This window comes from Desulfobaculum xiamenense (genome assembly GCF_011927665.1).
In the GTDB taxonomy this organism is placed as follows: Bacteria; Desulfobacterota; Desulfovibrionia; order Desulfovibrionales; family Desulfovibrionaceae; genus Desulfobaculum; species Desulfobaculum xiamenense.
Genome location: NZ_JAATJA010000001.1, coordinates 1420702 through 1444946, shown reverse-complemented (window position 1 = coordinate 1444946; position 24245 = coordinate 1420702). Strand labels below are relative to the sequence as shown.

General features: G+C 64.6%; 22 protein-coding genes. 7 read left to right on the top strand and 15 right to left on the bottom strand.

Annotation, left to right across the window (positions count from 1 at the left end):
• Positions 1 to 9: 9 nt before the first annotated feature.
• From GGQ74_RS06595 to GGQ74_RS06585, 3 genes are all read right to left on the bottom strand, one after another.
• On the bottom strand, positions 10 to 1011 hold the full coding sequence (locus GGQ74_RS06595; RefSeq protein WP_167940702.1) for a diguanylate cyclase: 1002 nt from the start codon (positions 1009 to 1011) through the stop codon (positions 10 to 12).
• A gap of 94 nt (positions 1012 to 1105) precedes the next feature.
• Positions 1106 to 2386 (bottom strand): TRAP transporter large permease, encoded by a 1281-nt coding sequence (locus GGQ74_RS06590; protein WP_167940701.1) that lies wholly within the window; start codon positions 2384 to 2386, stop codon positions 1106 to 1108.
• Positions 2383 to 2877: a TRAP transporter small permease gene (locus tag GGQ74_RS06585; RefSeq protein WP_167940700.1), complete on the bottom strand. Its 495-nt coding sequence runs from the start codon at positions 2875 to 2877 to the stop codon at positions 2383 to 2385. The genes GGQ74_RS06590 and GGQ74_RS06585 overlap by 4 nt, the downstream gene beginning before the upstream one ends.
• A gap of 436 nt (positions 2878 to 3313) precedes the next feature.
• On the opposite strand from GGQ74_RS06585, the gene GGQ74_RS06580 reads away from it, so the two are divergent.
• The 3 genes from GGQ74_RS06580 (at position 3314) to GGQ74_RS06570 (ending at position 5298) form a co-directional block, all read left to right on the top strand.
• The gene (locus GGQ74_RS06580) at positions 3314 to 4375 is read left to right on the top strand and encodes an FAD-dependent oxidoreductase (protein WP_167940699.1); all 1062 of its coding nucleotides are present in this window, start codon (positions 3314 to 3316) and stop codon (positions 4373 to 4375) included.
• 33 nt (positions 4376 to 4408) lie between these two features.
• Entirely contained in the window at positions 4409 to 4924 is a 516-nt protein-coding gene (locus GGQ74_RS06575) for a 4Fe-4S dicluster domain-containing protein (RefSeq protein ID WP_167940698.1), read from the top strand.
• Between the two features lie 74 nt (positions 4925 to 4998).
• A complete protein-coding gene (locus GGQ74_RS06570; RefSeq protein ID WP_167940697.1) occupies positions 4999 to 5298 on the top strand; it encodes an MTH1187 family thiamine-binding protein in 300 nt (99 codons plus the stop codon).
• Here the strand turns inward: GGQ74_RS06570 and GGQ74_RS06565 are convergent.
• The gene (locus GGQ74_RS06565; protein WP_167940696.1) at positions 5295 to 5678 is read right to left on the bottom strand and encodes a hypothetical protein; all 384 of its coding nucleotides are present in this window, start codon (positions 5676 to 5678) and stop codon (positions 5295 to 5297) included. The two genes, GGQ74_RS06570 and GGQ74_RS06565, sit on opposite strands and share 4 nt — an antisense overlap.
• A 749-nt stretch (positions 5679 to 6427) precedes the next feature.
• Here GGQ74_RS06565 and GGQ74_RS06560 point away from each other — a divergent pair.
• The 3 genes from GGQ74_RS06560 to GGQ74_RS06550 all read left to right on the top strand — a co-directional run bounded on the left by GGQ74_RS06560 (position 6428) and on the right by GGQ74_RS06550 (position 9194).
• The gene (locus tag GGQ74_RS06560) at positions 6428 to 6697 is read left to right on the top strand and encodes an RNA recognition motif domain-containing protein (protein ID WP_167940695.1); all 270 of its coding nucleotides are present in this window, start codon (positions 6428 to 6430) and stop codon (positions 6695 to 6697) included.
• Positions 6698 to 6864: 167 nt separating this feature from the next.
• Positions 6865 to 7854 (top strand): TRAP transporter substrate-binding protein, encoded by a 990-nt coding sequence (locus GGQ74_RS06555; RefSeq protein ID WP_245168132.1) that lies wholly within the window; start codon positions 6865 to 6867, stop codon positions 7852 to 7854.
• Between the two features lie 152 nt (positions 7855 to 8006).
• A complete protein-coding gene (locus GGQ74_RS06550) occupies positions 8007 to 9194 on the top strand; it encodes an MFS transporter (RefSeq protein ID WP_167940693.1) in 1188 nt (395 codons plus the stop codon).
• Here GGQ74_RS06550 and GGQ74_RS06545 read toward each other — a convergent pair.
• Complete coding sequence (locus GGQ74_RS06545; RefSeq protein WP_167940692.1) at positions 9095 to 10981, bottom strand: sensor histidine kinase; 1887 nt, start codon at positions 10979 to 10981, stop codon at positions 9095 to 9097. The two genes, GGQ74_RS06550 and GGQ74_RS06545, sit on opposite strands and share 100 nt — an antisense overlap.
• Positions 10982 to 11136: 155 nt before the next feature.
• Positions 11137 to 11925, bottom strand: coding sequence for a hypothetical protein (locus GGQ74_RS06540; protein WP_167940691.1), 789 nt, complete (start codon positions 11923 to 11925; stop codon positions 11137 to 11139).
• A 161-nt stretch (positions 11926 to 12086) separates the two neighbouring features.
• Between GGQ74_RS06540 and GGQ74_RS06535 the strand changes: the two genes are divergently transcribed.
• Positions 12087 to 12269: a hypothetical protein gene (locus GGQ74_RS06535; RefSeq protein ID WP_167940690.1), complete on the top strand. Its 183-nt coding sequence runs from the start codon at positions 12087 to 12089 to the stop codon at positions 12267 to 12269.
• 31 nt (positions 12270 to 12300) lie between these two features.
• Here the strand turns inward: GGQ74_RS06535 and GGQ74_RS06530 are convergent, their stop codons facing one another.
• From GGQ74_RS06530 to GGQ74_RS06490, 9 genes are read right to left on the bottom strand one after another with little or no spacing between them, the layout of a single operon-like run.
• Positions 12301 to 13065, bottom strand: a complete 765-nt coding sequence (locus GGQ74_RS06530; protein ID WP_167940689.1) for an SPOR domain-containing protein — start codon at positions 13063 to 13065, stop codon at positions 12301 to 12303.
• On the bottom strand, positions 13062 to 14279 hold the full coding sequence (locus GGQ74_RS06525; protein ID WP_167940688.1) for a hypothetical protein: 1218 nt from the start codon (positions 14277 to 14279) through the stop codon (positions 13062 to 13064). The genes GGQ74_RS06530 and GGQ74_RS06525 overlap by 4 nt, the downstream gene beginning before the upstream one ends.
• Entirely contained in the window at positions 14276 to 15229 is a 954-nt protein-coding gene (locus GGQ74_RS06520) for a glycosyltransferase family 2 protein (RefSeq protein WP_167940687.1), read from the bottom strand. The genes GGQ74_RS06525 and GGQ74_RS06520 overlap by 4 nt, the downstream gene beginning before the upstream one ends.
• The gene (locus GGQ74_RS06515; protein ID WP_167940686.1) at positions 15226 to 16356 is read right to left on the bottom strand and encodes a hypothetical protein; all 1131 of its coding nucleotides are present in this window, start codon (positions 16354 to 16356) and stop codon (positions 15226 to 15228) included. The genes GGQ74_RS06520 and GGQ74_RS06515 overlap by 4 nt, the downstream gene beginning before the upstream one ends.
• Positions 16334 to 17842 (bottom strand): lipopolysaccharide biosynthesis protein, encoded by a 1509-nt coding sequence (locus tag GGQ74_RS06510; RefSeq protein WP_167940685.1) that lies wholly within the window; start codon positions 17840 to 17842, stop codon positions 16334 to 16336. The genes GGQ74_RS06515 and GGQ74_RS06510 overlap by 23 nt, the downstream gene beginning before the upstream one ends.
• Positions 17839 to 20328 (bottom strand): glycosyltransferase, encoded by a 2490-nt coding sequence (locus GGQ74_RS06505; RefSeq protein ID WP_167940684.1) that lies wholly within the window; start codon positions 20326 to 20328, stop codon positions 17839 to 17841. Before GGQ74_RS06505 ends, GGQ74_RS06510 begins: the two co-directional genes overlap by 4 nt.
• Entirely contained in the window at positions 20325 to 21722 is a 1398-nt protein-coding gene (locus GGQ74_RS06500; RefSeq protein ID WP_167940683.1) for an O-antigen ligase family protein, read from the bottom strand. Before GGQ74_RS06500 ends, GGQ74_RS06505 begins: the two co-directional genes overlap by 4 nt.
• A 20-nt stretch (positions 21723 to 21742) precedes the next feature.
• Positions 21743 to 22834, bottom strand: coding sequence for a sugar transferase (locus tag GGQ74_RS06495; protein ID WP_167940682.1), 1092 nt, complete (start codon positions 22832 to 22834; stop codon positions 21743 to 21745).
• Positions 22835 to 22851: 17 nt separating this feature from the next.
• Positions 22852 to 24243 carry a GumC family protein gene (locus GGQ74_RS06490; protein ID WP_167940681.1) on the bottom strand — a complete coding sequence of 464 codons (1392 nt, stop codon included), beginning with the start codon at positions 24241 to 24243 and terminating at the stop codon, positions 22852 to 22854.
• Between the last annotated feature and the right edge of the window lie 2 nt (positions 24244 to 24245).

Below are 24245 nucleotides of genomic sequence, written 5' to 3'. Positions count from 1 at the left end.
GTCGTGCGTTCAGCGCGAGAGGGGCGGGGAGTCTACGCCGAAGACGAGGTTGCGGCCCGATTTCTTGGCGCGTGCGAGGGCCTGCCTGCATGCGGCGATCAGGTCGTCCAGCTCGTGCCCGTGGTCCGGGAATGTGGCCACCCCTGCCGAAATGCCCATTGCGCCGATTTTCCGCCCCAGATGTGTGATGTCCAGCCGTTCCACGGCGTGGCGTAGTTCCTCGGCCCTGTTCAGTGTGTCGTTGTGGGAACTGTCGATGACCAAGAGCAGGAACGCGCCGCCCTCGTCGCGGCAGGGGAGGTCCGACCCGCGCACCGAAGCGCCGAGCAGCACCCCCACCTCGCGCACGACTGTGTCCCCCGCAGACGGGCCGAAGCGTTCGTTGATTTCGCCCAGCCGGTCGATGTCCGTGAGCACGACACCGATGCAGCGTTGCGCTCGTTGCGCGCGGCTGCGCTCGCGGGAGAAGGTTTCTTCGAGGTAGCGGCGGGTGAAGAGGCCGGTGAGTGGATCGGTCATGGCTTCCGTACGCAGGCGGCCGCGCAGGGTGTGGATCGTCAGTCCCATGGCGAGCAGTCCCGATGCTGTGAGGCTGCGGTGGTGCATGATGTCCTTATCGGGCAGTGCATCGCCGATACGTAGGAGTCCGTGGATGTCTGTCCCGCAGACGAGGGGCACGCAGTAGTGGGCTTGCGTCGCGTCCGGGCAGATGTGCGCGCAGGCCGGGGTGCTGCGGCTGTCGCACCCGACGGGGTGGGCCACGGTCAGCGCGGGGCAGCCCGTCGGCGGGATGTGCCATTCGGCCGGAGCTTGTCCCCAGCGGCATGCCGTCTGCAATGGGCCGCCCGGTTCGGCGTTCAGGTGGAGGTCTCCGTGGGAGTCGGCGAGAAGCCTCGGTAGAACCCACGTTGCGGAGTCGACGAGGTCCTGACGCGATGCGCTGGTCTGCGTCATGCGTGCGAGGTCGGCCAGCAGCTTCAGCTCCTGAACGTCCGCGGTGGTGGTGTGCATGTCCGGACCTCCGTTTTGCGGGCGGGGATTCTCGGACGATTGAACTGCACGCGGGCTGTCATGTCAACCGTCGTGCGTCTGATGTTTCGATATCTCAACCTATCAGGCGCGGAAGCAGTGTCGTGAGCGGCGACCAGAACGTGACCAGCGCGAGGTCCGCCAACAGAACCAGCAGGAAGGGCATTACGCGCAGGCTGATGTCCGCCAGACGCGTCCCCGCGATGCCGCATGAGACGATGAGACAGATGCCGAGCGGCGGGGTGAGCATGCCGATGGCGAGGTTGACCACCACGATGGTGCCGAGGTGCACGAGGTCGATGCCCAGCGCCGGGAGCATGGGCACGATGACCGGCACGAGCAGGATGAGCGCGGCGGTGGTTTCCACGAAGGTGCCAGCCACCAGCAGGACGAGGTTCACCAGCAGAAGCAGCGCCACCGGGTTGTTCGTGACGGAGAGAATGGCCGCCGACAGCGTCTGGGGTATCTGCTCAATGGTCAACAGCCATGAGAAGGCAGTGGCCTGCGCGATGATGAACATGGTCACGCCAGCGGTGATGGAGGCGTGGATGAACAGGCGCGGCAGCGCGGATGGGCGCAGTTCTCGGTAAACGAACATGCCCACGAGCAGCGCGTAGATCACTGCGATGGCCGCCGATTCCGTGGCCGTGAACACGCCGCCGAGAATGCCGCCAAGGATGATGGTTGGCGCGCCGAGCGCCCACAGCGCGGAGCGTGCGCTGCGCAGCATGTTTCTGATGGAGAAGCTCCTGCGCTCGCGAAGCCCGATGCCCTCGCGTCGCGACAGATAGACGGCCATGCCCACCAGCGATACGCCCATGAGCAGGCCCGGCAGAATGCCCGCCGCGAAGAGCTTGCCGATGCTCGCCCCGGTCAGGAAGCCGAAGACGATCATCGGGATGCTCGGGGGGATGATGACGCCGATGGAGCCGCCAGCCGCCTGCACTGCACCGGCGAATCCGCGCGGGTAGCCGTTTCGGGCCATGGCCGGGATGAGCATGCCGCCCACGGCGGCGGTGTCCGCCGCAGCGGAGCCGGAGATGCCGCCAAAGAACATGGCGGAAACGATGGACACGGCGGCCAGTCCGCCAGGCAGCCAGCCCACCAGCGACTCGGCGAAGGCGACGATGCGCCGCGAGATGCCGCCAGCTTCCATGATCTGACCGGCGATCATGAATAGCGGCACGGCCATGAGCGGAAAGGAGTCCGCCCCGGCATACATGCGGCTGACGGCCACCATGAGGCTCGCGTCGCCGCGCAGGGCGAAGACGCCCACCGTCGCTGCGCCGATGGCCATGGCGATGGGTACGTTGAGCAGGAAGAGGACCAGCAGGATGGCGAACAGTGCGAGGCTCATCGGTCATCACCGCCGATCAGGTCTTCAAGCAGGAAGGCCAGCCCGTGCAGGAACATGAGCGCCGCCCCCACTGGGACCATGATGAACGGCACCTGCCTGCTTACGCCGAGGCTCGTAGTGCTCTGGAATTTCAGCAGATCGAGGAATCTGAATCCGTGGTAGGCGACCAGCGCGAAGAAGGCGAGGCACACCAGATGCGAGATGACGCCCACCACGCGCCGTGGCGTGCGGGGCAGGCTGGCGGAGAGGATGTCCACGCCGATGTGCGCGCCGCGCCTGTAGGCAACGCTGGCACCGAGAAAGGTCAGCCATACGAGGAGCATCCGGCCCAATTCCTCGGACCAGAACAGGGAATCGTTCAGGACGTAGCGGAAGAAGACCTGAAGGCCGATGACGGCGACCATGCCCATGCCGCAAAGCATGAGCGCCCATTGCGCAAGTGCGTTGAGCGCATGGCTCAGGCGGGAGACGAGGCGGAGAAGTGTGTGCATGATTCGGTCGGCTTGGCGCTGCTGCGAATGATTGGGCAGATGTTGCGTGCGCCGCGTCCTGCGGCGCATGACCAGTGTAGCAGTCCCGCAAGCAGGGCGGCAAGCCCATGGCTTCGGGGCGAACACCCGTACAGGCTCAATAGTGAAAAGGCAAGCCCGGCGGGCATATTGGAGCCGATTCGGTGTCCACCTTCCCGGCGGGCCGAACGGGTGGACGTCCGGGCGCGGCAGCGTGGTCCGTTTCCCGAGTCGTCAGGACTGGCGGCCAGTTGCGGGGAAAAACGCGGTGGACAGGCCCTGCGAAATATGTGAATCACAATCCCCCCTGCGGCGCCATTCATTGTGCGTGCGCAGCAAATCCGGTAATCTGTACGACGAACTCCCTTGCAGAGTGGACTCCCACGGCGGTACCGTGGAAATCGAAAAGGGGAACCTCATGAGTAAAGGCATGAATTACGGCCTGTTCCGCGATACTCCCGGCGAGCCCAACGGCCGCAGTGTTGCCGTGGTCGGTGCCGGGCCATCCGGGATGGCCGCGTCGGGATATTTGGCCTGCCAAGGCTACCGCGTGGAAATGTTCGACAAGATGCCCAAGCCGGGCGGCTTGCTGTATTTCGGCATTCCGGACGTCCGGCTACCCATGGATCGCATCGAGGCCGCGGCCCGGCGGCTGGTCGAGCACTACGGCGTGGTGTTTCACCCTCGGGTCAAGGTTGTTGGCGAGGGCGAGGATGTCCACGACGAGGGTGACGAGCTGGTGCAGGAAACCGTCGTTCTTGAGGACCTTCGCCGCCGCTTCGATGCCGTTCTGCTGTGCACCGGGTCGTGGCGCTCGCGGCGCATGGGCATTCCCGGCGAAGACCTGCCCGGCGTACTCTCCGGCCTCGAATATCTCTTTCCGCTACGCGGTGCGGCGTGCACCAAGGACATTTGCGTTGCCGACGCGGCGGGCAAGCGCGTGGCCATCGTCGGCGGCGGCCTCTCCGCCGTGGACGCGGCGGACTGCGCCCTGCGCAGTAACGCCGAGAAGGTCTACATGCTTTATCGCCGCACCAGCAACGAGGCACCGGCCGGTCCCTATGAGGTCGCGCTCCTGCACGACCGTGGCATGGTCTGGAAGGAACTGACGCTGCCTGTGCGCATTCTCGGACAGGACAGGGTGGAGGCGCTGGAGTACATCCAGTGCTCCCTTGGTGAGCCGGACGAGAGCGGCAGACGCTGCCCCATCCCCGAGTCCGGTTCCAACAAGGTGATTGAGGTGGACATGGTTATCACCGCCGTCGGCGAGATGCCCACCGTGCCCGCCGCGGATCGGGTGGAACTGGCCAAGGTGCGCAAGCAGGCTACCGGCTGGCCGCGCATGACGCCCATGGAAGGCGTGTTTCTCGCTGGCGACGCGCTGAACGGTCCCAGCAAGATCGGCTGGGCCGTGACCAGCGGCCTTGAAGCCGCACGGTCCATGGAAGAGTGGCTCGACTGGTCGGCCAATCGCGTCTAGCCCCGAAAACGAAAGCGTTCATCGGAGAAGAACATGCCCGAGGACAAGGACGTTTGTCTGAAAACGAAATTCGTTGACTATTCCAAGTGCATCGGTTGCGAGTCGTGCGAGGCGATCTGTAAGTTCCTGCATGGCATCCCGCGCATCCAGATGACCCAGACCGACGAGGGAATGGCCTTTCCGCTCTATTGCCACCACTGCGAAAGCCCGCAGTGCATCAAGGCCTGCCCCGTTGGAGCCATCAGCAAGGACGCCAAGGGCGTCGTGCTGCACAACCCCTCGCTGTGTCGTGGCTGTAGGGCCATGAAGTGCAAGGAGGCCTGCCCGTTCATGGCCATCTACCATGCGGGCGGCGTGGTGCCGGTCACCAAGTGCGACCTGTGCGCGGAGCGCAGGCGGCGCGGCATGGGACCGGCCTGTGTCGAGATTTGTCCGGCGGAAGCCATCTACTACGTTGACCGCGAGGAACTCAAGGAACTGCGGACCAAGCAGGCCCTTGCCTCACAGAAGCTGGTCATGAAGCAGATACGGCAGATGCGGGGTAAGTAGCAGTCGAAATGCAAGGCCGCGGAGCGAACTCCGCGGCCTTTTTCTTTGTGGCGCGTCAGCGCCGGGAGGGCATCATGAGCGTCATCGTCGATCTGACGGTTTTTCCGGTTGGCGTGGGGGAGAGCCTCAGCCCCTACGTGGCCCGCGTGCTGCGGGTGATTCGCGACAGCGGCCTGCCGTACGAACTCGGCCCCATGAGCACCAGCATCGAGGGCGAATGGGGTGAGGTGATGGCCGTGGTCACCGCGTGCTTCGAGGAACTGCGCAGCGACTGTGGACGCATCTCCATGACCATGCGCGTGGACTGGCGCGAGGGCGAGGGGCGCATGCGGTCCAAGCCCGAATCCGTCCTCTCCAAGCTACCCGCCGTCTAGACTTTTCTGTCCAGTATGGAGCTCGGTCCGTCCTCGGACGGGCCGATGCCCGGTCCCAGTTGCGCAAGCCCCGTTTCCGGTAGCGCCAGCGTCCTGCGGTTGCGGATGCTGTCGATGCCTTTCGCGTTGGAATCCTGCGTTCCCTGCCAGACCACTATCTCATAGTCCGGTTCCCATCCTGACGATGGCGTACGCTGGCCTTCTCGCCATGCGGTGCGTTGTCGGGTGGACGTGTCGCCGCGTCCGTGCGCCACGTCGATGATGTCGCCCTCGTTGACGGAATAGGAGCCTTCCTCCGTGGTCACCAACAGCTCAAGGAGCTTGCGGCGTCCGCAGGTGCCACTACAGAGCAATCGTTTGTAGCTTATGTTGAGTCCCACGTCGTGCTCCTTCACAACGTTTCGGGGCCGTAGCCCGTCATCGCATGAATCCCGCCGTCGTGCTCCTCACAACAAGGCGGCCCATGGGCCGTGGAATGATTCCGTTCGGTCGTGTTCTCGATCAGTGCGGGGAGATGGACGGCGTGTATCCGAGCATGCGTGGAAGGCTGGCGGTGCCTGCCATGCGTTGGAATCCAGTTGGAACGCCGGAGATGTCCATACTCAAGAGAATACGGCCGAACACGTTGGCGCGTCAACGCCAAAGAGGCAAAATGCCCGTGGCGTGCGGCTTTTTGGTCGCAACCTGCCGTGATGCCACTTCATTTCATGGCGGGTTTGTATGGGTTTGTAATGGTTGCGTAAAACGCGTGAAAAGTCCGCATCTGGCAGGCATTTCAGACAGATGTCCCTTCGTGGCGTGTGAGTGCTTGGTACGTGTGGCAGCATCCGTCGGAAGGCTGAAGGTGTCGGGCGCAGAGTGGTTCCTTGATGCCGGGAGCCTGGATGCACATGGGCGGGATGCCAATGCGAAATAGATGCTGGATGGCTGAAATTCCGCCAATGGCGGTGTGAAATGCTCGGCGTTTGGCTATTGGTGGAATGCTTTCGTGACGGAAATGTGCGAAAAGACATGCAAGATTTTGCAAACCCTCTTGATTTTTGATGCATCCATGGCATATTGAGCACAGTGAATCCTTTTCAAGCGCATCAATTGGTGATGTGAGCAAAATTCATTGAGGAGCGGTTGTATGTCGACGAAGAACATCTATGTCGGAAACCTCCCATTCAGTGCCTCTGAGGAAGAGGTGCGGACCCTGTTCGAAGAGCACGGTACCGTCACGTCCGTGCGAATCATCGAGGATCGGTTCACGGGCAGACCTCGCGGTTTCGGTTTCGTGGAAATGGACCAAGGCGGAGAAGCCGCCATAGAGGCGCTGGATGGCGCCATGTTCGGCGGCAGGCCGCTTCGCGTGAATATCGCCAAGGAGCGCTCCGGTCGCGAGCGCATGCCCTGGTAGCCCACCCCTTGTCAGCGCCTTCGGGTGCGAATGGCCCCCGGACCGATTGCCGGGGGCTTTTCTTTTTGGCCCTGCACGTGTAGGCAGCGCGAGCCTCGCTTGCGCACGCACGGTTTTTGTGTTTCTCATTGCGTAAGCAACAACATTTAGCGAAAGGGATGACGCACATGATCAGAAAGACCTTCGTTCCGCTGCTGCTCGTGCTGTGCCTCGCGGTCCTGTGGCCGGGGCAGGCTTCGGCGCGGACCGTCATCAAGCTCGGCATTGTCATGCCTCCCGGTTCGGGGCAGCACGTCACGGCTGAGAAGTTCGGCCAACTGTTGGAAGAGCGCAGCGGTGGCGAATACGCGGTGGACATCTTCCACAGCGGCTCCCTCGGCACGGAGACGGCGATTCTGCAACAGGTGCAGATGGGCGCGGTGGAGATGGCCATCATCACCCTCGGTCCCTTCGATACCTTCGTGCCCGAGGTGAAGGTGGTCAGCTTCCCGTTCATGTTCCGCGACTACGAGCAGGTGGACGAGGTGCTCGATGGTCCGCTGGGGCAGGAGGTGCTGGCGAGCCTCGAACGAGCGGGTTTCAAGGGTATCGCCTTCTCGGAGAACGGCTTTCGCAATCTCACCAACAACGTGCGCCCCGTGCACTCCGTGGATGACGCCAAGGGCCTCAAGATCCGGGTCATGGAGTCCACGTTGCACAAGGAGTTGTGGCGCACGCTGGGGGCGAATCCCACGCCCATGGGCTGGCCCATCTATTCGGAGTTGCAGCAGGGCACCATCGACGGGCAGGAGAACCCCCTGTGGGTGGTGTGGACCTCGCGCCTGTTCGAGGTGCAGAAGTATCTGAGCCTGACGGGCCATGTGTATTCCGCGCATGTGGACATCGCCAATCTCGGGTGGTTCAACTCCCTGCCCGAGGAAACGCGCACCCTGATCGCAACCTGCATGCGCGACGCTGCCCGCTACCAGCGGGCGTGGAACCGCACTAATGTCGCGGACTTCCTTGCCAAGCTCAAGGACGCCGGAATGATCGTCGACGAGAATCCGGACCTCGCCTCCTTCAAGGCGCGGGCGGCATCGCTACGGAATATGGACATCTATTCCGATCCCGCGACGCGCGAATTGCTCGACAAGTTTCTCGACGCCACAAGCCGTTAGTCGCAGTCGGCCCGGTCGCATTGCGCGGCCGGGCCGTCATATCTTCGTCCACATGCGCGCAGAACCGGCGGATGGTGCGTCCGCTGTCTGACAAGCCCGTCCCGCCATGAAAAATGCAGACAATGCAGTCCCCTGTGTGTAGGGTGCTGCGCATGCACAACTCCCCTCCGGACGAGATCGGCAGGCTGTACCTGCATCGCAATCTCCAGATACTCTTCGGCGTGACGCTCATGGCCGTGATGGGCGTTTCGAGCATTGCCCCGGCCTTGCCCGTCATGCTCGACGCGCTGTCCATCACCCCCGCGCAGGCCTGGTGGCTCATATCTGCCTTCACGCTGCCGGGCGTCCTGTTCACGCCGGTGTTCGGCGTGCTGGCGGACCGCTTCGGGCGAAAGCGTGTGCTCGTGCCCGCGCTGGCCTGTTTCGGCGTGTTCGGCGGGTTGTGCGCCATGACCACGAAGCTGTGGGTGCTGCTGCTCCTGCGTTTCATGCAGGGGGTTGGTGCGTCGTCGCTCGGCGCGCTCAACGCCACCATCATAAGCGACATGTATTCGGGGCGGGAACGCTTGCAGGCCATGGGCTACAACGCGAGCGTCCTCTCCATAGGTACGACGATCTTTCCGCTTCTGGGCGGAGCGCTGGCCGCGTTCGGCTGGCGATGCCCTTTTCTGTTGCCGCTTCTGGCCCTGCCGCTGGCCGTGGTGGTCTGGCGCTGGCTTGACGCGCCGGAGCCGCGCAGCAACGGCGCGTTCATGGAATACATGCGAAGCGCCGCGCGCATGGCGGCCACCCCTCGCGTGCTGGCCCTGTTCCTGACCACGGCAGCGACCTTCATCATCCTCTACGGCGTCATCATCGCCTACCTGCCCATCCATCTGGCCCGGAATTTCCACGCCGACCCGACGTCCATAGGCATTGTCATCGCCGCGTCGAGCTTCACCTCCGCCACGGTCGCCACGCAACTCGGCACGCTATCCCGGCGCTTCCGGTCGTTTTCGCTACTCGTGGTCGCGTTCATGCTCTATGCGGCGTCCGCGCTACTCCTTCCGCTCATGCCCGATATGTGGGCCGTGATTCTGCCCGTACTGCTGTTCGGTGTCGCGCAGGCTTTGAACATCCCCAACGTGCAGGCCATGCTGGCCGGGCTTGCGCCCATGGAACAGCGCGGAGCCTTCATGGCCCTGAACGGCATGGTGCTGCGGGTGGGGCAGACGCTTGGGCCGCTGGTGATGGGCGGAGCCTACGCCCTGTGGGGGCTCGACGGCGTCTTCGCCACCGGAGCGGGATTGGCCGTCTGCGTGTGTGTCATGCTGCTGGCGCTGGTGCGCGGCGGCCGGTAGGCGTCGCTCGGTTCTTGAGCCTCGGGCTGTTCTGGCTTTGCGGGAAGCGGGAAGGCGATGCGGACGGCGGTTCCGTTTTCGGTTGTCATGTCGAGGGAGCCGCGGAGTTGGAAAGTGACGATGTTCGCCACCAGCCGCATGCCCATGCCGGATGCCCCTGCGGGAACGAAGCCCTGCGGGAGGCCCGGTCCGTCGTCGCGCACCGTCAGAATGGCGGTGCCGTCGCAGGTGTGGATGCCGACGTGGAGGGTGCCCGCTCTCTCGGCGTGGAAGGCATGCTTGAAGCTGTTGCTGACGAGTTCGTTCAGCACCATGCCGCAGGGGCTTGCCATGCCGATGGGCAGCCGTAGGGGGGCGGTGTCGAAGTCGAGACGCACGCGATGCATGCCGAAGACGTGCCGCAGGTGCGTGCAGAGGTCGTGCGCGTAGCGGACGAAATCAATGTTGTCGAGGTTTTCGCTCTGGTAAAGCTGGGTGTGGACGAGGCTGATGCTGTGTATCTTCGCGCCGATATCCTCGGCGAGTGTACGCATCTCCGGTGTCGTGGCCCGGCGTCCCGCCATGTCTACAAGCCCTGATATGACCTGAAGATTGTTCATCACACGGTGGTGGACTTCGTGCAGCAGGACTTCCTTGTCCGAAATGGACTGCTGCATCATCTTCTGTATGGCCTTGCGCTCGTTCACTTCGCGCAGGAGTCTCGTGTTTGTCCTTTCCAATTCCAGTGTGCGCTCCGCGACCAATTCCTCCAGTCTGTCCCTGTGTCGCCGCAGTTCCGCCTCCATGGCCTTGCGTTCGGTGATGTCGATGCCAACGCCGAGCACTGCGGGACGTCCTGCCGTGGTGAACGGAATCTTGCTGGCCACGAGAACCAGCCGTTTGCCGTCCGCCGTGTCGATTTCCTGTTCGAAGCCGAGCTTCGGGCGGCCAGAGCGGATGACCCGCCTGTCGTCCATCATGTAGCGCACCGTCTGCTCCGGGGTGGGCGAGGTCAGTTCGTCCTGCCGTCTGCCGATGAGTTGGGAGGGGTGCAGCCCGTGGATGGCCGCTACGGTCGTGTTGGCGAGGATGTAGCGGCTGTTTTCGTCCTTGGCGAAGATGAGGTGCGGGACGAGGTCGATGATCTGCCGGAGTTGGGCCTCGGTGCGTTTGCGGCGTTCGAGCTCCCGATGCGTCTTGCGCTGCTGGCGGTGGAGCAGCACGGCCACGAGCATGAACAGGAAGGCCGTGACGCCCGAATAGAGCCAGACCACGGATGTGTTGCTGGCGTGGGGCGTGATGAAGGTCAAGACCGCCGCAGTGCGGCCCGTGGCATCCTTGAGCGGGTGATGGATGCACAGGGCGGGAAGCCCGAGATGCAGACAGCTTCCGAATTCGCGTAGCCCCGTGCGTAGCACGCGGCTTTGGCGCTCGCTGGCAGGTCCGCCGATGGCCTTGTGATCGGTCGAGGCGACGATGGTTGGCACGCCTGTGGTGTCGGGGGCCGTGACGTTGGCTGTGAAGCCGCTGCGAATCGCCATGGCGTCGAAGGTGCGCTGGATTTGCGCCGCGGGGGCGGGGGCCTCAAGATTGCTTTCGAACAGCGGAACCATGGCCGTCAGCGTGAGGTCCATGGCCCGGCTGTGATTCTGGTCCGCATGTTCGATGGTCGTGGCGATGGTCAGGATGGTCAGCGAGATGAACAGCCCGAGATAGACGATGAGCGGAATGCCGGGGTTCTGGGGCGGCGTGTCCGCAGGCGGATCGTAGGCGTTCGGCAGTGGCTGGGGTGTTTCCTTGGCGGCCATTGGTCGGCTCCCGGACGGATGCGCACGGAAGGTGGTGCCCGCCCGGTGGGTCCGTGCATGGATGGAATTGGACGGGACGAACCATCCATAGAACAGTTCCGCGCCCGGTGCAATGGGCGCGGAGAATTTCAGCGGGTGGAGACGGATGCCGGAGGCTAGACGGCGATGTCGAGCAGTGCCCCTGTTGCCGGGGCGTTTTGCTGTGCGCTCGGCGCGGTTTCTCCGCCATCGAGGAGCGAGTTGGCAAAGTCGGAGAATTTCGCTGCCGCGCCTTTGCCGTGGTGGCGTGCGATGAGGGACACGATTCGCCCAAGCCCCTTGCGTAGCGAGGACGGGGAGAGGTTCTGATCGAGGCTGTCGCGCAGGATGGATGCGGCCCCCTCGGCGGTTTTTTCGCCAAAGGACTCCAGCACCTTGTCGACGACGGCCGGGACGGCGCGGGCAACGGGGTTCGACTGCCCAGCCGCGTAGAACTTCTCCATGAGGCCGTTGTCGAAGTGCGCGTTTACGGCGTCGTTGAGCTCGCCGTTGAACTGGCTCATGAGCCGGTCGCCCTCCGCGAAGCCGTAGTTGCGGTCCACGAGGCGCAGGACGTCGAGCAGGCCCTGACCGAGGGCGTCCTCGTTCGCGTCGCCGGAGCCGATGCGCTTGAGCACGGTGGCCATGGAGGCCTGCGCGGCCGTATCGCCATAGTTGGCGCGGATGAAGTCCATGGACTGGGCGAGGGCGGCGGCGAGGGGCGTCGCGGTGTCGGCGGTCTCGGTCGTTTCCCCGGAAGGGCTGGCGAGCAGGCGCTTGACCACGTCGTCGGCGAAGGCCTTGGTGGCGTCGGTTCCCGCCGACGTGCGGGGGACGGGCTGCACGGCGGACGGGCCGCGCCGGAAGGCCCCCTGTACGGGGGGCATTATGGCGTTCGGACCGTATGTGATGCTCGTAATGTCCATGTGTGCCTCCGACCTTTGACCGATTGAGCGCTACAAGTCTTATCGGTCGGGATGGCTTCGGACTTTAGGGCGAGTGTGTGTCGCGATGGGTTCGTGCGGGCTATGCACGGGGGGGGCGCTTTGCTATCATGCTGTCATCAATCCGGAAAAGGAGGTCTTCCATGATGCTTCCACAGGATGAGGCGAAACTCAGGACTTGCCCGTTTTTGACTAGCAGCGATGGGAAGTTCAGGTTCTGTCTGGGGGCGCAGTGCATGATGTGGCGCTTCCGGTATTCGGACAGGCAGGGCGAGGAAGACGAGGGCTACTGCGGGGTGGCCGGAAAGCCTGCCGGAGCGATGTAGCCGCGCGGGCCGTCGGAGTGGTGCCGCAGGCCTAGCGCAGTCTGTGGACGAGTAGTCCGCCCGCCATGGCCGCCCCGAAGCCGAGGAGGATGAGCAGCGGATTGCCGGGATTCCATCGGGACGACGGTGCGCTCTGTGTGGCGGGCCGTACCGTTCGGGGCGTTTCGATTCGTTCCGGCCGGGAGGCTGTGTCCTGCTCTGGCGCTTGCGGCGCGACGGCGGCGGGCGGTTGCCTCTGTGCGGCGGGCCGTGCGGCGTGGGGTTGATCGATGAGCTTTCGCGTCTTGGGGGCTGGCGCTGATGGGGTTGTACCGTTCGTTGGGCGGTCTGTCGGCGTGGCCGCCGACGTTGCGGGTTTCGGTTCGGCTCGGGCGGCGCGGCCCTGACCGGCGTTGGGAGCGGCATCGGGCTTCGGGAGGATGATCCCTGCAGGGTTCACCGTGGTGTGGATGACATAGGCACCCGGCAACGCCCCTGCGAGGCGCTTGAGCGTGTCTGTCGCCTCGGCGCGTGTGGCGAAGCTGCCGAGGCGGAGCATGTGCAGGTTGCCGGACGTCTCGATGCGCAATTGTGCGAAGGCTGTGGCGTCGAGGGTCCGCGAAAGGATGGCGTATTGCTTCAGCGCGTTCTCGCGGGATTTGTACCCGGCGATCTGGATGGAATAGACCGCCTCGTTGGCGTGCGCGGCGGTCGGCGCGACGAGCGTCCACGCCGCGACGGCCAGCGCGAAGCCTAGCAGCGCCCAAATCGCGCAGCGACGCGTTGTCCTCGTGTTCAGGATTTGCCTTCCGGTCATGGCGCGTCGGCCCCTTCGCCGACGATCACCCGCACGCGGCGCGAGGTGCGGCTTGCGCCGTTGTGGCTCATGGCCTGCACGACATAGGCGTATTTCAGGCCGTGGTGCACCGTGGAATCCGTGTAGCTCGTATTCGTGACCCATTCGTCGAGCGGTGTGTAGTCCCTATCGCCCGGCGCGCGGCGCAGGATGCGATAGCGCGTGGCGGAGACCGACGAATCCCACGTCAGGCTGACGCTGGTCGCGTCGGTTGTTGCGGCGAGATTCGTGGGCGGGGGCGGGGACGACGGTGCGGAAAGCTTGAGCACCCTGAAGGCCGAGTAGGGGATGGCGCGGACGGTGTCCTTGTGGACGAGGCCGTTCCAGTGCGCAGTTCCCTCGTATTCGGCGTAGAGCTTGGGGTGCCCGCTGGAGTCGATGACGATCATCCCGAATTCCTGCAATGCGCGCGCGATGATTTTTCCCGGTTCGTCCAGTCCCCAGCGCTCGAAGTCCGCGTCCGTGAGTGTGGGATCGAGTTGCAGGCGCGCCCCCGAGGGCAACGAGGGCGGCAGGCCCTTTCCATCGCTCTTGGTGGCGGGGTAGACGTACAGGCGGCTTGGGTAGTTCACCCCGAGGGCGATGGCGTGGGCGATGCGCCCGCGTTCGATTTCAAAGCGTCGCACCAGTCCCACCAGATAGGGCGTGCCCGCGCCTCGGCTCAGGAAGCCAAAGGGGCACACGCCGTTCCAGTTCGTGTTGTAACTGTAGCCGTTGACGGCTTCGTAGTCCTCGCCATTGCGCTTCACCCGCCAAAATCCCCATTCCTCGCCCGTGTCCGGGTTCCAGACGATGATCTGCGCGTCGCTTCCGGCGGCGGGTTCTGCATCGGACGGCAGCGGTACGCTGACCGGTTCCCCCTTGCGCTTAATGAGCATGCGTCCGTCGCGCGAGACCTCCGAATAGACGCCGGACAGGCGGATGCTGCGCCGTGGCGTGTCTGCGGAGACGACATATACCGGCATGGTGAAGCGCGTGGGGTCGATGCCGAACACGCCGCTCAACGCTTGTGTGAAGACCTCGCTGTTCGGGTCGTATTCGGGGGTGGGACCTATGGGCAGGTTCCATGGGCTGTCGGCCGAGTAGGGCACTACCTCGTCGCGTTCCTGCGCGATGGCGGGCATGGCGCAGGCGAGGGCGAGCGCGATGGTCATGACGATGCGCGGGATGCTCATGCTCCGTCCTCCCTGTTGTCGGCTTTGGAAAGGCTGATGCGCCCGAGCGCGATGTCACGCGCTGCGCCGAGTATTCCGGCCACGCGGCGGAATTCATCGCGCCGCAGGGACAGCGCCGCGATGATGGTCCGCGCCAGCAGGTATCCGGCGAGGGCCCATGCGAAGGCGAGCCAGCTCCACCATTTCGTCCTAACATGATCGCGGAAGAAGAGGTACCGCCCCAGAACGAATTTGCGGCCCCACAGCCGCTTGTCCGGGCGCATCTTCGGCGATTCGTGATGCAGCAGGCGGGCGTTGGGCGTCACGGCGAGGCCGTACCGGCGAGCCACGCGGATGGAGAAGTCCTTGTCCTCGCCGAGGCCGAACTCGCGGTAGCGCTCGGTGAAGCGCATGTCCGCGAATATTTCGCGCCGGAAGGAACTGACCCCGCCGTCTACGAAATCCGCCTCGCGCGTTTCGCGCACGGGAAACCATGTGGTGCCGAAGTCCGTGCAGAACCCGGACGGCAGCACGCGCCCCTCGCGTAGGCCCCGGTTGAGGAAGACGAGGTCGTAGAGGTAGCGGATGTGGTGCGGCAGGCGCATCGGTTTGGGATTGTCGATGATGCCGCCCACGCCGCCGACGTCGCGGTGCTCGTACACGGCGAGGAGCTGCTCCACGTAATCCGCGAAGAGCACGGTGTCGTCGTCGAGGTAGAGGATCACATCGCCCCGCGCCAGCGTCGCGCCGACATTGCGGGACTCCGTGAGGCCGGGCCGGTCCTTGCGGTGCAGGACGAGCCGGATGCCCCGCGTTTCAAAATCGGGCGCGAGGGGAACCTGCGCAAGATTGCCGTCGTCCACCACGATGACTTCGAGCGGAGCGACGCTCTGCCCGAGGATGGAGCGCAGGCATGCCTCCAGTTCCGCCGGGCGGTTGTAGGTGGGGATGACGATGCTCGCGCTCTTCATGGCGTGGTGGCCTCCGGTGCGGGATGCGCGTGTAGGACGGTGGCGATGTCGTTTCCGATGCGGGCGTGGAGTTCGCGAATGGGGACGTTTCGCGGCAACTCGGCCAAGCGGAATTCCCCGGTGAGATTGGCGGGAAGCACAGGGGCGCACCCGGCCTCGCGTCGTCTGCCGAGTAGCCCGAGCTGATGGGTCAGCGCCTCGCGGTCGGGATGGGTCAGCGCCTGTATGGCCTCCATGCGGACGATGGCTTCCTCCCGGTCGAGCGGCCTGAAGGCGTAGTGGTCCGCGTGGGAGAGGATGACCCACAGCGAGGGGCGGGCGCGTTGGTGTATCTTGCAGTCTGGAAAGAGCTGATGCGGTTCTGCCGTGAGGTAGGGGTCCGTGACGCGTCGGACCTTGTGGCTGCGGGTGATGGCGGGCGGCATGCACCGCAGGAGCAGGCCGTGCAGCAGCGAGCGCAGGCGGCGTAGCGGCACGTTCACCGCCTGCGCAGCCGCGTGCTCGAAGACCCACGGCATGTGGGTGAGGTGGTGGATGTTGTACACCGCGTAGCTGCGGAAAAGATGCGCCACGCCGTCATGCAGGATGAAGGTGTTGTCCGAGAGGTAATCCCAGCCGTCGCGCAGAAGCCCGAGGAGGAGCGACGTCTTGCCCGCGCCGGAGACGCCGGTGAGTACGGCGCATTGTCCGTCGCGAAGCGTTGCCGCGCCCTTGAACAGCGTCCCGCCCCGGGGCAGGAGCGCAAGCTGGATGGTCATGTACAGCGCGTCTAGCACGCGGGAGGCGCAGCCCGGCCGGTTTGCATGAAGGATTTCCATGGGGTCCGAAAGGCGGATGACGACATCGGGGCGTCCGTAGCGCGGGAAGACCACCAGCGCGTCGCTGCCGTGGGTGATTGCGAAGAAATGGTCCTGTGCCTTGGGAATGGCGAAGGCCGACGGCGGAAGCTCCTGCGAGACGAAGGGACGGATGCGGATGGACTCCGCGCACTGGAGCGGTTCGCGCAGGAATGGGGCGTATGCGCGTTTGAGCGCCTTGCGGACGTCGGGCGTGCTGCCAGCCGCGCGGACGGTGACGATGCCGTGGAAGTCGAGGCAGAGGTCGTCAGCGCAGGCGTTGATGATCATGCCGCACCTTTTCCTTTTCGCCTCGCCCGAGAAGGGCGCGGATGGTGAAGTCCGAGAGTTCGGGATACAGGCGACGTGCGACCATGACTGTGCCCACGTTGACGGCCCCGTATACGCACAGGCCAAGGACCGGGGCGACGAGGGCGGGAAGTCCGCTCGCGTCCATGAGCGCGATGACGCAGGCAGCGCTGGCGACCATCACCACGAAGGGGATGGTCGTGGCGATCATGGTCCGTGTCCAGCCACGGATGTGCCCGTTGCTTCGCGTGTGCATGAGGCGGCAGATGCCCCAGAAGAACAGGACGTAGCCCACCGATGCGCCGACGGCCACGCCTTCGATGCCGAACCCTGCGCGGACGAGTCCAGCGCTGAGGGCGATGTTCAGCGCCACGGCGCAGCCTCCAACAATGGCGGCGGAGGTCTGCCAGCCACGGGCCACCACGATGCCCCGCGTGATGTAGATGAGCCCGAGGAAGAAGCTCCCCGCAGCGAGGATGTGGACACTAGGAATTCCTGGCACGTACTGGGGCAAAAGCAGGCGCACCGCCGTCGGTGCCAGCGTGAACACGGGCGCGAGGATGAGCGGCATGGCGTAGGCTGTGGTGAACAGCGGGCGGAAGAGGTAGTCGCGCAGGGCTGTGTCCTCGTCGGCGACGTGCAGGTCGCGCATGAGTTGCGGCTCCATGACCTCGCGCGTGGCCGTGGGGATGTTCATGATGAAGGTCAGGATCATGGTGGCGATGCCGTAGTATCCCAGCTCCCGCGTGCCGATGAGCGAGGCGATGAGGAAGCGGTCGCAGGTGCGGGCGGCGAGCACCGTGAGCGTGAAGAGCATGATGGGCAGGCCGTGGCGTACGAGGTCCGCGTACAGCCGAAAGTCGAACCGGGGCCGCTGCGAGCGCCGCAGGTCCCGTCGCAGGATGAGCGTGCCCGCCGCTGTGGCCAGCAGCATGGACGCGTAGAGTCCGTAGATGGACATGACGAGGATGAGCGGCAGCAGGCAGAACATGGCCAGCGAGATGACGTAGTTGGCCGCGGAGATGGCTCGAAATCCCTGATGCGCCTTCTGGAGGGTCAGCAGGTGCTCGTGGTACCAGTTGAGCAGTATCCATGCGGCCACGGTCAGCATGCCCCAGCGGGCTTCGGGGGTCGATTCGCCGATGAAGGCCCATGCCGACGCGCCGATGACGATGGGCAGGTTCGTCAGGAGCGAGCCGACGAAGATGGTGTCCTCTATGCGGGTATTTTCCGCGTCGGCACCGCCGCCCGCATTGTAAGGAATGCGGTAGCGTGCGGCCGGGCGTGCGCCCAGATGCGCGAAGGACGCATACGGCGGGATGGTCTTGAGCAGGTTCCACAGGCCGTAGAGTTCCGGCGAGAGCAGCATGGGGCGCACCACGGCGCTTACGATGCCGAGACCCTGCCGGAATACGTTGCTCAACGCGTATTCGGCGATGGTTCGTCCGGCGTGCGGTGTGGCGCTCATTCCGGCACTTCCCGTGCTGTCTGCGAGATGTCGGTGGCGGGGAATACGAGCCTATCCGCATGTGCGGTGAGCAGCTGCGCGAGGCGGCCCGTGTTGCGTGCGAGGTCGTAGTCCCGCAGCACCTTTGTTCGACCGGCCATGCCCATTCGGATGCGCTCCGAGGAGGCCCGTGAGAGTTCCGCCAGTGCCCATGCGAGGGCGATGGGATCGGCGGGGGGGACCAGCAGGCCCGTCTCGCCGTGCTCGACGAGTTCCGGAATGCCCGACAGGCGCGTCGAGACGACGGGCAGCGCGCAGGCCATGGCTTCCATGAGGAAGACGGGAATGCCCTCCATGTCGCCGCGCGCCCCGCGTACGCTGGCCAGCACCGCGATGTCCGCCTCGCGCATGAGCTGCGCCACGCGTGGGCGGGGCAGCGGGCCGAGCATGAGCACCTCGCGTTCGAGATCCGCCTGCCGGATGCGCCGCGCTACGTCCGTGCGTAGCGGGCCGTCTCCCACCAGCCTGCATACGAAGGGGACGCCCCGTACGGCAAGGAGGCGGCAGGCCTCCACGAGGTGGGCGTGTCCCTTCATATCCTTGTATGATGCCACGCACAGGAGGTTCACTGGGGCGTCCTTCGCGGCGTCCGGGGAAACGTCCGGATGCTCGCGGGGGATGAAGGTCTGCGGATCGATGCCGCATCGTATCACGTGGATGCGTGATGTCGCCTCCGGGCCGACGATGTTCGCGAGCAGCGAGCGGTTGAAATCCGAGATGGTTACGGCAAAGGCCGCTTCCTCGAATTTGCGATCGAGCATGCGGGTGGTGATCTGAATGTCGTGGGCGTGGGCGGTGATGGAGTACCCGATGCCCGCAAGGCGCTTGATGACGAGGGCCGCAAGCGCCGGGTGCGTGGCGAAGTGGGCATGCACGTGGCGGATGCCGCACAGCGCCATGTCCCGCGCCATCCAGACGATTTTCGGAAACAGGATGAGGGTGCGCAGGAAATGGTTGGCGTTGCCCATGGTGCCGCCGAGGGCCTCGGCCGCTGCCCGTAGGTAGCGCAGCGGGTGCTCCGTGAGCAGTGCCACGTTGGCGGCGATGACGCGACCGGAGAGAAACGGTTCCGTGCGCACGCGGGGCATGATCGTGTCGACCTCGGGGTGACGTTTCGGCTCCTCGTGCAGGATGAGCGGGTAGACGAGCACGCGCATGCCGCGTCGTTCCAGTTCCAGTAGTTCGTACAGGATGAAGGTCTCGGTGATCTTGGGGAAGCGCGACATGACGTAGGCGATGGTCGGCGATGATGATTCCGCCGTGTCCGCGCAGAGTGCATCGTCCTTTTCCGGTTCCCAGCGCCCGGCGCTGCGTCCGCATAGGAAATCCCATGCGCCAAGCGTCATCCCCAGATTTCCGAGCATGACGTAGAAGCAGGTCTGGCTGAGCCGGTTGAGGGCATGCGCAATACCTTGCGCCCTGCGCAGGAATGGCCACAGCGCGCCGAGCAGATAGCAGGCCGTCTGCGCGGCCAGCAGTACCGCGACCCATGCCGATTCGGCGGCAAGGGGAATGCTCGACGCGAACAGCCCTGCCAGCAGGAAGGGCATCATCCGGCGAAGAATCTTGTTGATGAATAGGCCCATCGCGAACATGCCGTAGTGCGTCGGCAGAAGCAGATGCGGCCGCAGGAGCACGCCGCGCAGACTCTGGCCGACGATGCGCCGCCTGCGTCGCAATTCGTGGGGAGCCGTGCGCGAGGGGACGCGAACCGTGGCGATGGCTGCAGGTTCGTAGACGAAGCGGCGACCTGCCTCCACCACGCTGAGCGCGACGTAGAGGTCGTCGGTGACGGCCTCGGGGATGGGGGTGAAGAGTTCGCGGCGGACGGCGTAAAGCTTGCCGTCGTTGGAGGTCAGGCTCCCTGTCCGGCTTTCCAGCCGCTTTATGAGGCTGTCGAGGTGGAAGTAGCGTTCCTGCGCGAGGACGAGGCGCACGTCGTCGCGGCCGATGACGCGCCGTCCGCACACGCCGCCGATTGCGTCGTCCGCGAGTGGGGCGACCAGCCACAGCAGCGCGTCACGCTCCAGTATGGCGTCCACGTCGCTGAACACGAGCACGTCGCTTCGGGCCTCGCGAACGGCGAGGTTGAGCGCGTGAATCTTGCCCCGATGCTCGGGAACCTCGATGACTGTGGTCCGCTCGTCCGCGGCGGCCCGCGCTACGGCGAACGTGCCGTCCAGCGATCCGTCCGAGACGATGATGAGCGAGAGCCGGTCCGCCGGGTAGTCCAGCCCGAGCGTGTTGGCAATCTTGTCCCCCACGAGGGGCGCGGCGTTTCGCGCGGCGACGATGACCGTCACCGTCGGAGGCTGCGTCTGCTGTTCCTGCTGTGGCTGGCCGCGCCTGACGAAGGAAATCCGCAGGGTCAGCAGGACGGGATACAGGACGAAGAGGGCCGCAAGTCCCATAACGCATAGCGCGAAGACGATCCATGCGAGGGTCATGGCGATTCCTCCCTTTCCTGTGCGAAGCGTTTCGCCACCTGCGAGAGGGCCAGCGCGAGCAGCAGATATTTGTGGTATTCGTCGCTGAACATGAGCAGGAAGAGCAGCAGTGCGCCGAAGGACACGATGTAGGTGCTGGTGATTCTGGCGGCTTGCGTGTCGCCCGATGCGGCGAAGAGGCGTCTGGCGCGTCGCAGGTCGAGCATGGTGCGGGCGAGGATGTGCAGGTAGACGGCCATGCCGATGAGTCCCGTCCCCACGAGCATCTCCACATAGGTGTTGTGGGCCGGGCGGAGCTTCGACCTGCCGGGGCGGACGTATTGCTGCGCCTGTGGCGATTCTGCGTAGAGTTGGCGGAAGGTGCCCGGCCCCCAACCGGTGAGGGGGCGCTGGCGAAAGGCGTCCCACGCGACGATGAGGTACGACGCGCGGCGCTTGATGGACAGGTCCTCCGCGGTCACGAGGGACTGTTGGCGTTCCCAGTACGAGGCCGGAACAATGGTCAGCGTTGTTGCTGTGGCGATGGCGAGCCCCGCCAGCGCCAGCCCCACATGGCGGGGCGCGAAGTTCTCGCGGTGCTGTATGGCGATGGCGACGATGGTCAGCGCCATGAGGAGCGCCCCACCTCGGGAATAGGTGGTCACCATGCCAAGGGCGTTCACGCCCATGAGGCCAGGCACCAGCACACGCACGAGCTTCCTGCGCGTGGTGAAGAACCAGTGCGCCAGAAAGGGCATGGTGAAAATGATCATGAGCGCCATGTTATTGGGGTCCGGAGCGGTGCCCAGCCCGCGCTTGAAGTCTCCGCCCACCTTCTCCGCGAAGAGCGGGATGTCGAAGAAGAAGCCCAGCGCCGCAAGGCAGGAGCCGACCGTGACGCTCCACAGGAGCACCTGCGGTAGGACGCGCACGTATCCCGTCCGGTCCACGTGGACCATGGTCAGTCCCATGTACATGGCTGCCACGACGAATAGCGCCACGTTGCGCCACGAGAGGTGCGGGTAGGGCGAGAGCGCCGCCGAAATGGCGCTTATGACCATGAGCAGGGTGAATGGGCCCCACAGTCGCGCGTGCGTCGCATCCGGAAGACGGCGCTGCGCCAGTGCCCGTAGGATGACGAAGGCGATGAGGCAGAATGCCAGCAGCCAGTGGATTTTTACGAATCCGAGCGGTCCCGGAAGCTCGCGATAGGCACCGAAGGGGATGAGCCAGATGATGGCGTAATAGCCCCAGTGCGGGCGCTTCGCCAGTGCGAGGAGCATGAGCACGGCCAGCCCCGGCAGCAGGGCCAGCGCCGGGGTCGGGGAGGCGAGCGCTGCTATGGTCGCCGCGACGACGCCCCCCGCCGTAATGGCGAAGACCGGATTGATCGGCGTGGGCTGTGCTCGCGTCATGGCGGTGTTCCTGCCGATGATCAGACCATGCTCTTGCCCAGAAAGTACTGGTCGAGCAGGTAGGCGTTGAGGGGCGTCGCGGCCTCGTAGCGGATGACGTAGGCATGCCTTGCGCCGCCTGTCGGGGCTGGGCGCGACTGGACCGTCCCGGTTACGAGGGCGCGCTTGTAGCGCTTCCTGCGTCCGCGCTGGATGTGGCGCTCGATGCGGAAGACGAAGGGACCGTCGCCGTCGAGTTCGTCGCTGGAATGCATGCGGAAGCAGACCTCGTTAATGTCGCGGAGTTCGCCTGTGAAGCCCGGTCCATGCACATGCGGATTCGCGACCACCCGCACCCGTGCCGCGCTTGGGTGTGCGCGTTCGAGCGCGCGCGATTCGCGGTACAGGCGCAGCAGGCGGCGGGCGAACACCTCGCGCCAGACGAGCCGCCCGCCCTTGAGCGCCACGTCCCGCGCGACCACCGAAATGGTGTAGAGGATGACGAAGATGTCCCAGATGCGGCTGCGTCTGCGCAGAACGAACTTGTTGTCGATGTGCGCGCGCAGGCGCTTGGGCGTTGAATGCGGGGTGAAGAGCTGCGCGTAGCCGATGAGGCCCGGACGCACGGCGAAGCGCATGTCGAAGTCGCGGATGTCGCGGGCCTGCTGCTCGTAGACCTCTGGGCGTATGGGGCGCGGGCCGATGAAGTCCATGTCGCCGCGCAGGATGTTGAAGAGCTGGGGCAGCTCGTCGAGCCGCGTGTCGCGCAGGAAGCGCGAGAAGGGGGGCAGGGTCATGTGCTTGTGCGAGAGCACTTCGCCGCCGATGCGCTTTTGCGAGCCCACGGGCAGTGTGCGGAATTTGTACATGTAGAACGGGTTCTTGGACAGGCCGAGACGGACGCCCTTGTAGAGCACGGGGCCGCCGTCGCGCAGCTTCACCGCCGCGCCGAGGATCAGGAACAGCGGCAGGCCGATGATGATGAGCGCGAAGGACACCACGGCGTTGAACAGGGTGATGGTCACGAAGGACCACGGGGTGTAGCCGAAGTATCCGCCCTGGAAGATGCCGTACTTCGGGCAGGTGACCTGCGATTCGTCGCATGTTGGCGTTGTGTCTTCGATCCAGCTCATGGGTGCTTCTCCGAAGGTCAGCCCTTCCAGCGGGGAATGGTGAAGAGCGTGGTCAGGCCCGCGAACTTCGGACCGTCCTCGGGTTTCTTGAAGGTGTGGTCGAAGTACTCGCGGAGGAAGCCGAGGCTCAGCCCCGTCAGCATGGCCACGAACAGCCCCAGCGGGATGATGAGGCGCGGCTGCGGAAACACCGGCTCCCACGAGACGAACGGCCAGCTGATGATGCTGATGGAGAACAGGGCGTTGGCGTCGGACGAGGTCTGTATGCGCGCTTCCTCAAGGCGTTTGGAGAAGGTCTCGTAGGAGTGGCGGATGAGGTCTATCTCGCGATGGATGCGCTGCGACTCCACGAGGTAGGTGTGCAGTTCCACGTTGCGGGCCGAAAGATCGCGCAGGCGGGTTTCCATGGCGGCGATGGTGTCGCCGAGGATGTCCGCCTCGTTGCGCATGGTTTCCGCGTAGGCGGCCACCTCGGAGCGCAGCGTCTCGTAGGTCTTGGCGATCTGTTCGTCCACGCCGCGGACCCTGTCGCTCGATTCGTGGTAGACGCGCAGGATGTTGCCGCGCTCGATGACGAGGCTTTGGAGCTTCTCGCCGAGCAGGGTGATGGACTGGTTGTCGATGGAGGAGAACAGGCGCATGTCCGGCGAGTCGAGGGCATCCTCCAGAAAGTCCACGTAGAGTTCCTTCTTGGTCCATTCCGTGCGTTCGCGGTCGAGGCTCTGCTCCAAATCCTTCTTGATGGCGAGGTTGTTGTCGATCTCCTTGGCGGGATCGGGGGACATGTACTGTTCAGCAAGGGCGATGAGCGCGTCTTCGTTTTTACGTAGGGCCTGCGAGAAGCGCTCCACCTGCGTTTCGTAGAAGGTGACGGCCTGTCCGGGGTTGAATACGCTGTTGCGCCAGTTCACATATTCGATGAGCAGGTGCCGGAGTACCACGTGGGCCTCGTTCGGATCGCGGGAGGTGAATGTCGTCTCGATGATGTGCGAGTCCTGCTTGATGGACGCTTCGAGGCGCGAGCGGATGTTCTTGACCAGAGCGGGCATGGTGTCCGCTGTGAGGTCCACATCTGTGTACAGGAGCTGCTTTTCCCGTAGCAGGCGGATGGTGTTTTCGATGACGTCGTTGGACTCGACGATCTCGATTTCGGATGCGAGATCCTGCCGCGTCAGCTCGAACATGCGTATCTGGGTGTTTTCGAGCGTTTCCGGGCTTTTCTCCAGCTTTTTGCCCTTGATGAGTATTTCGCCGCGCACGGCGTAGGTCGGCGGCCAGAACAGCGCCACGGCCACGGCAAAGACCGCGATGATCAGAAACGTCCGCTGGATGATCCTCTTCTGGGCGAAGAAGATGGTGACTACCTCGCGAATGTAGTCTTCGGTTTTGATGGCTGTCTGTCGCGTCATGC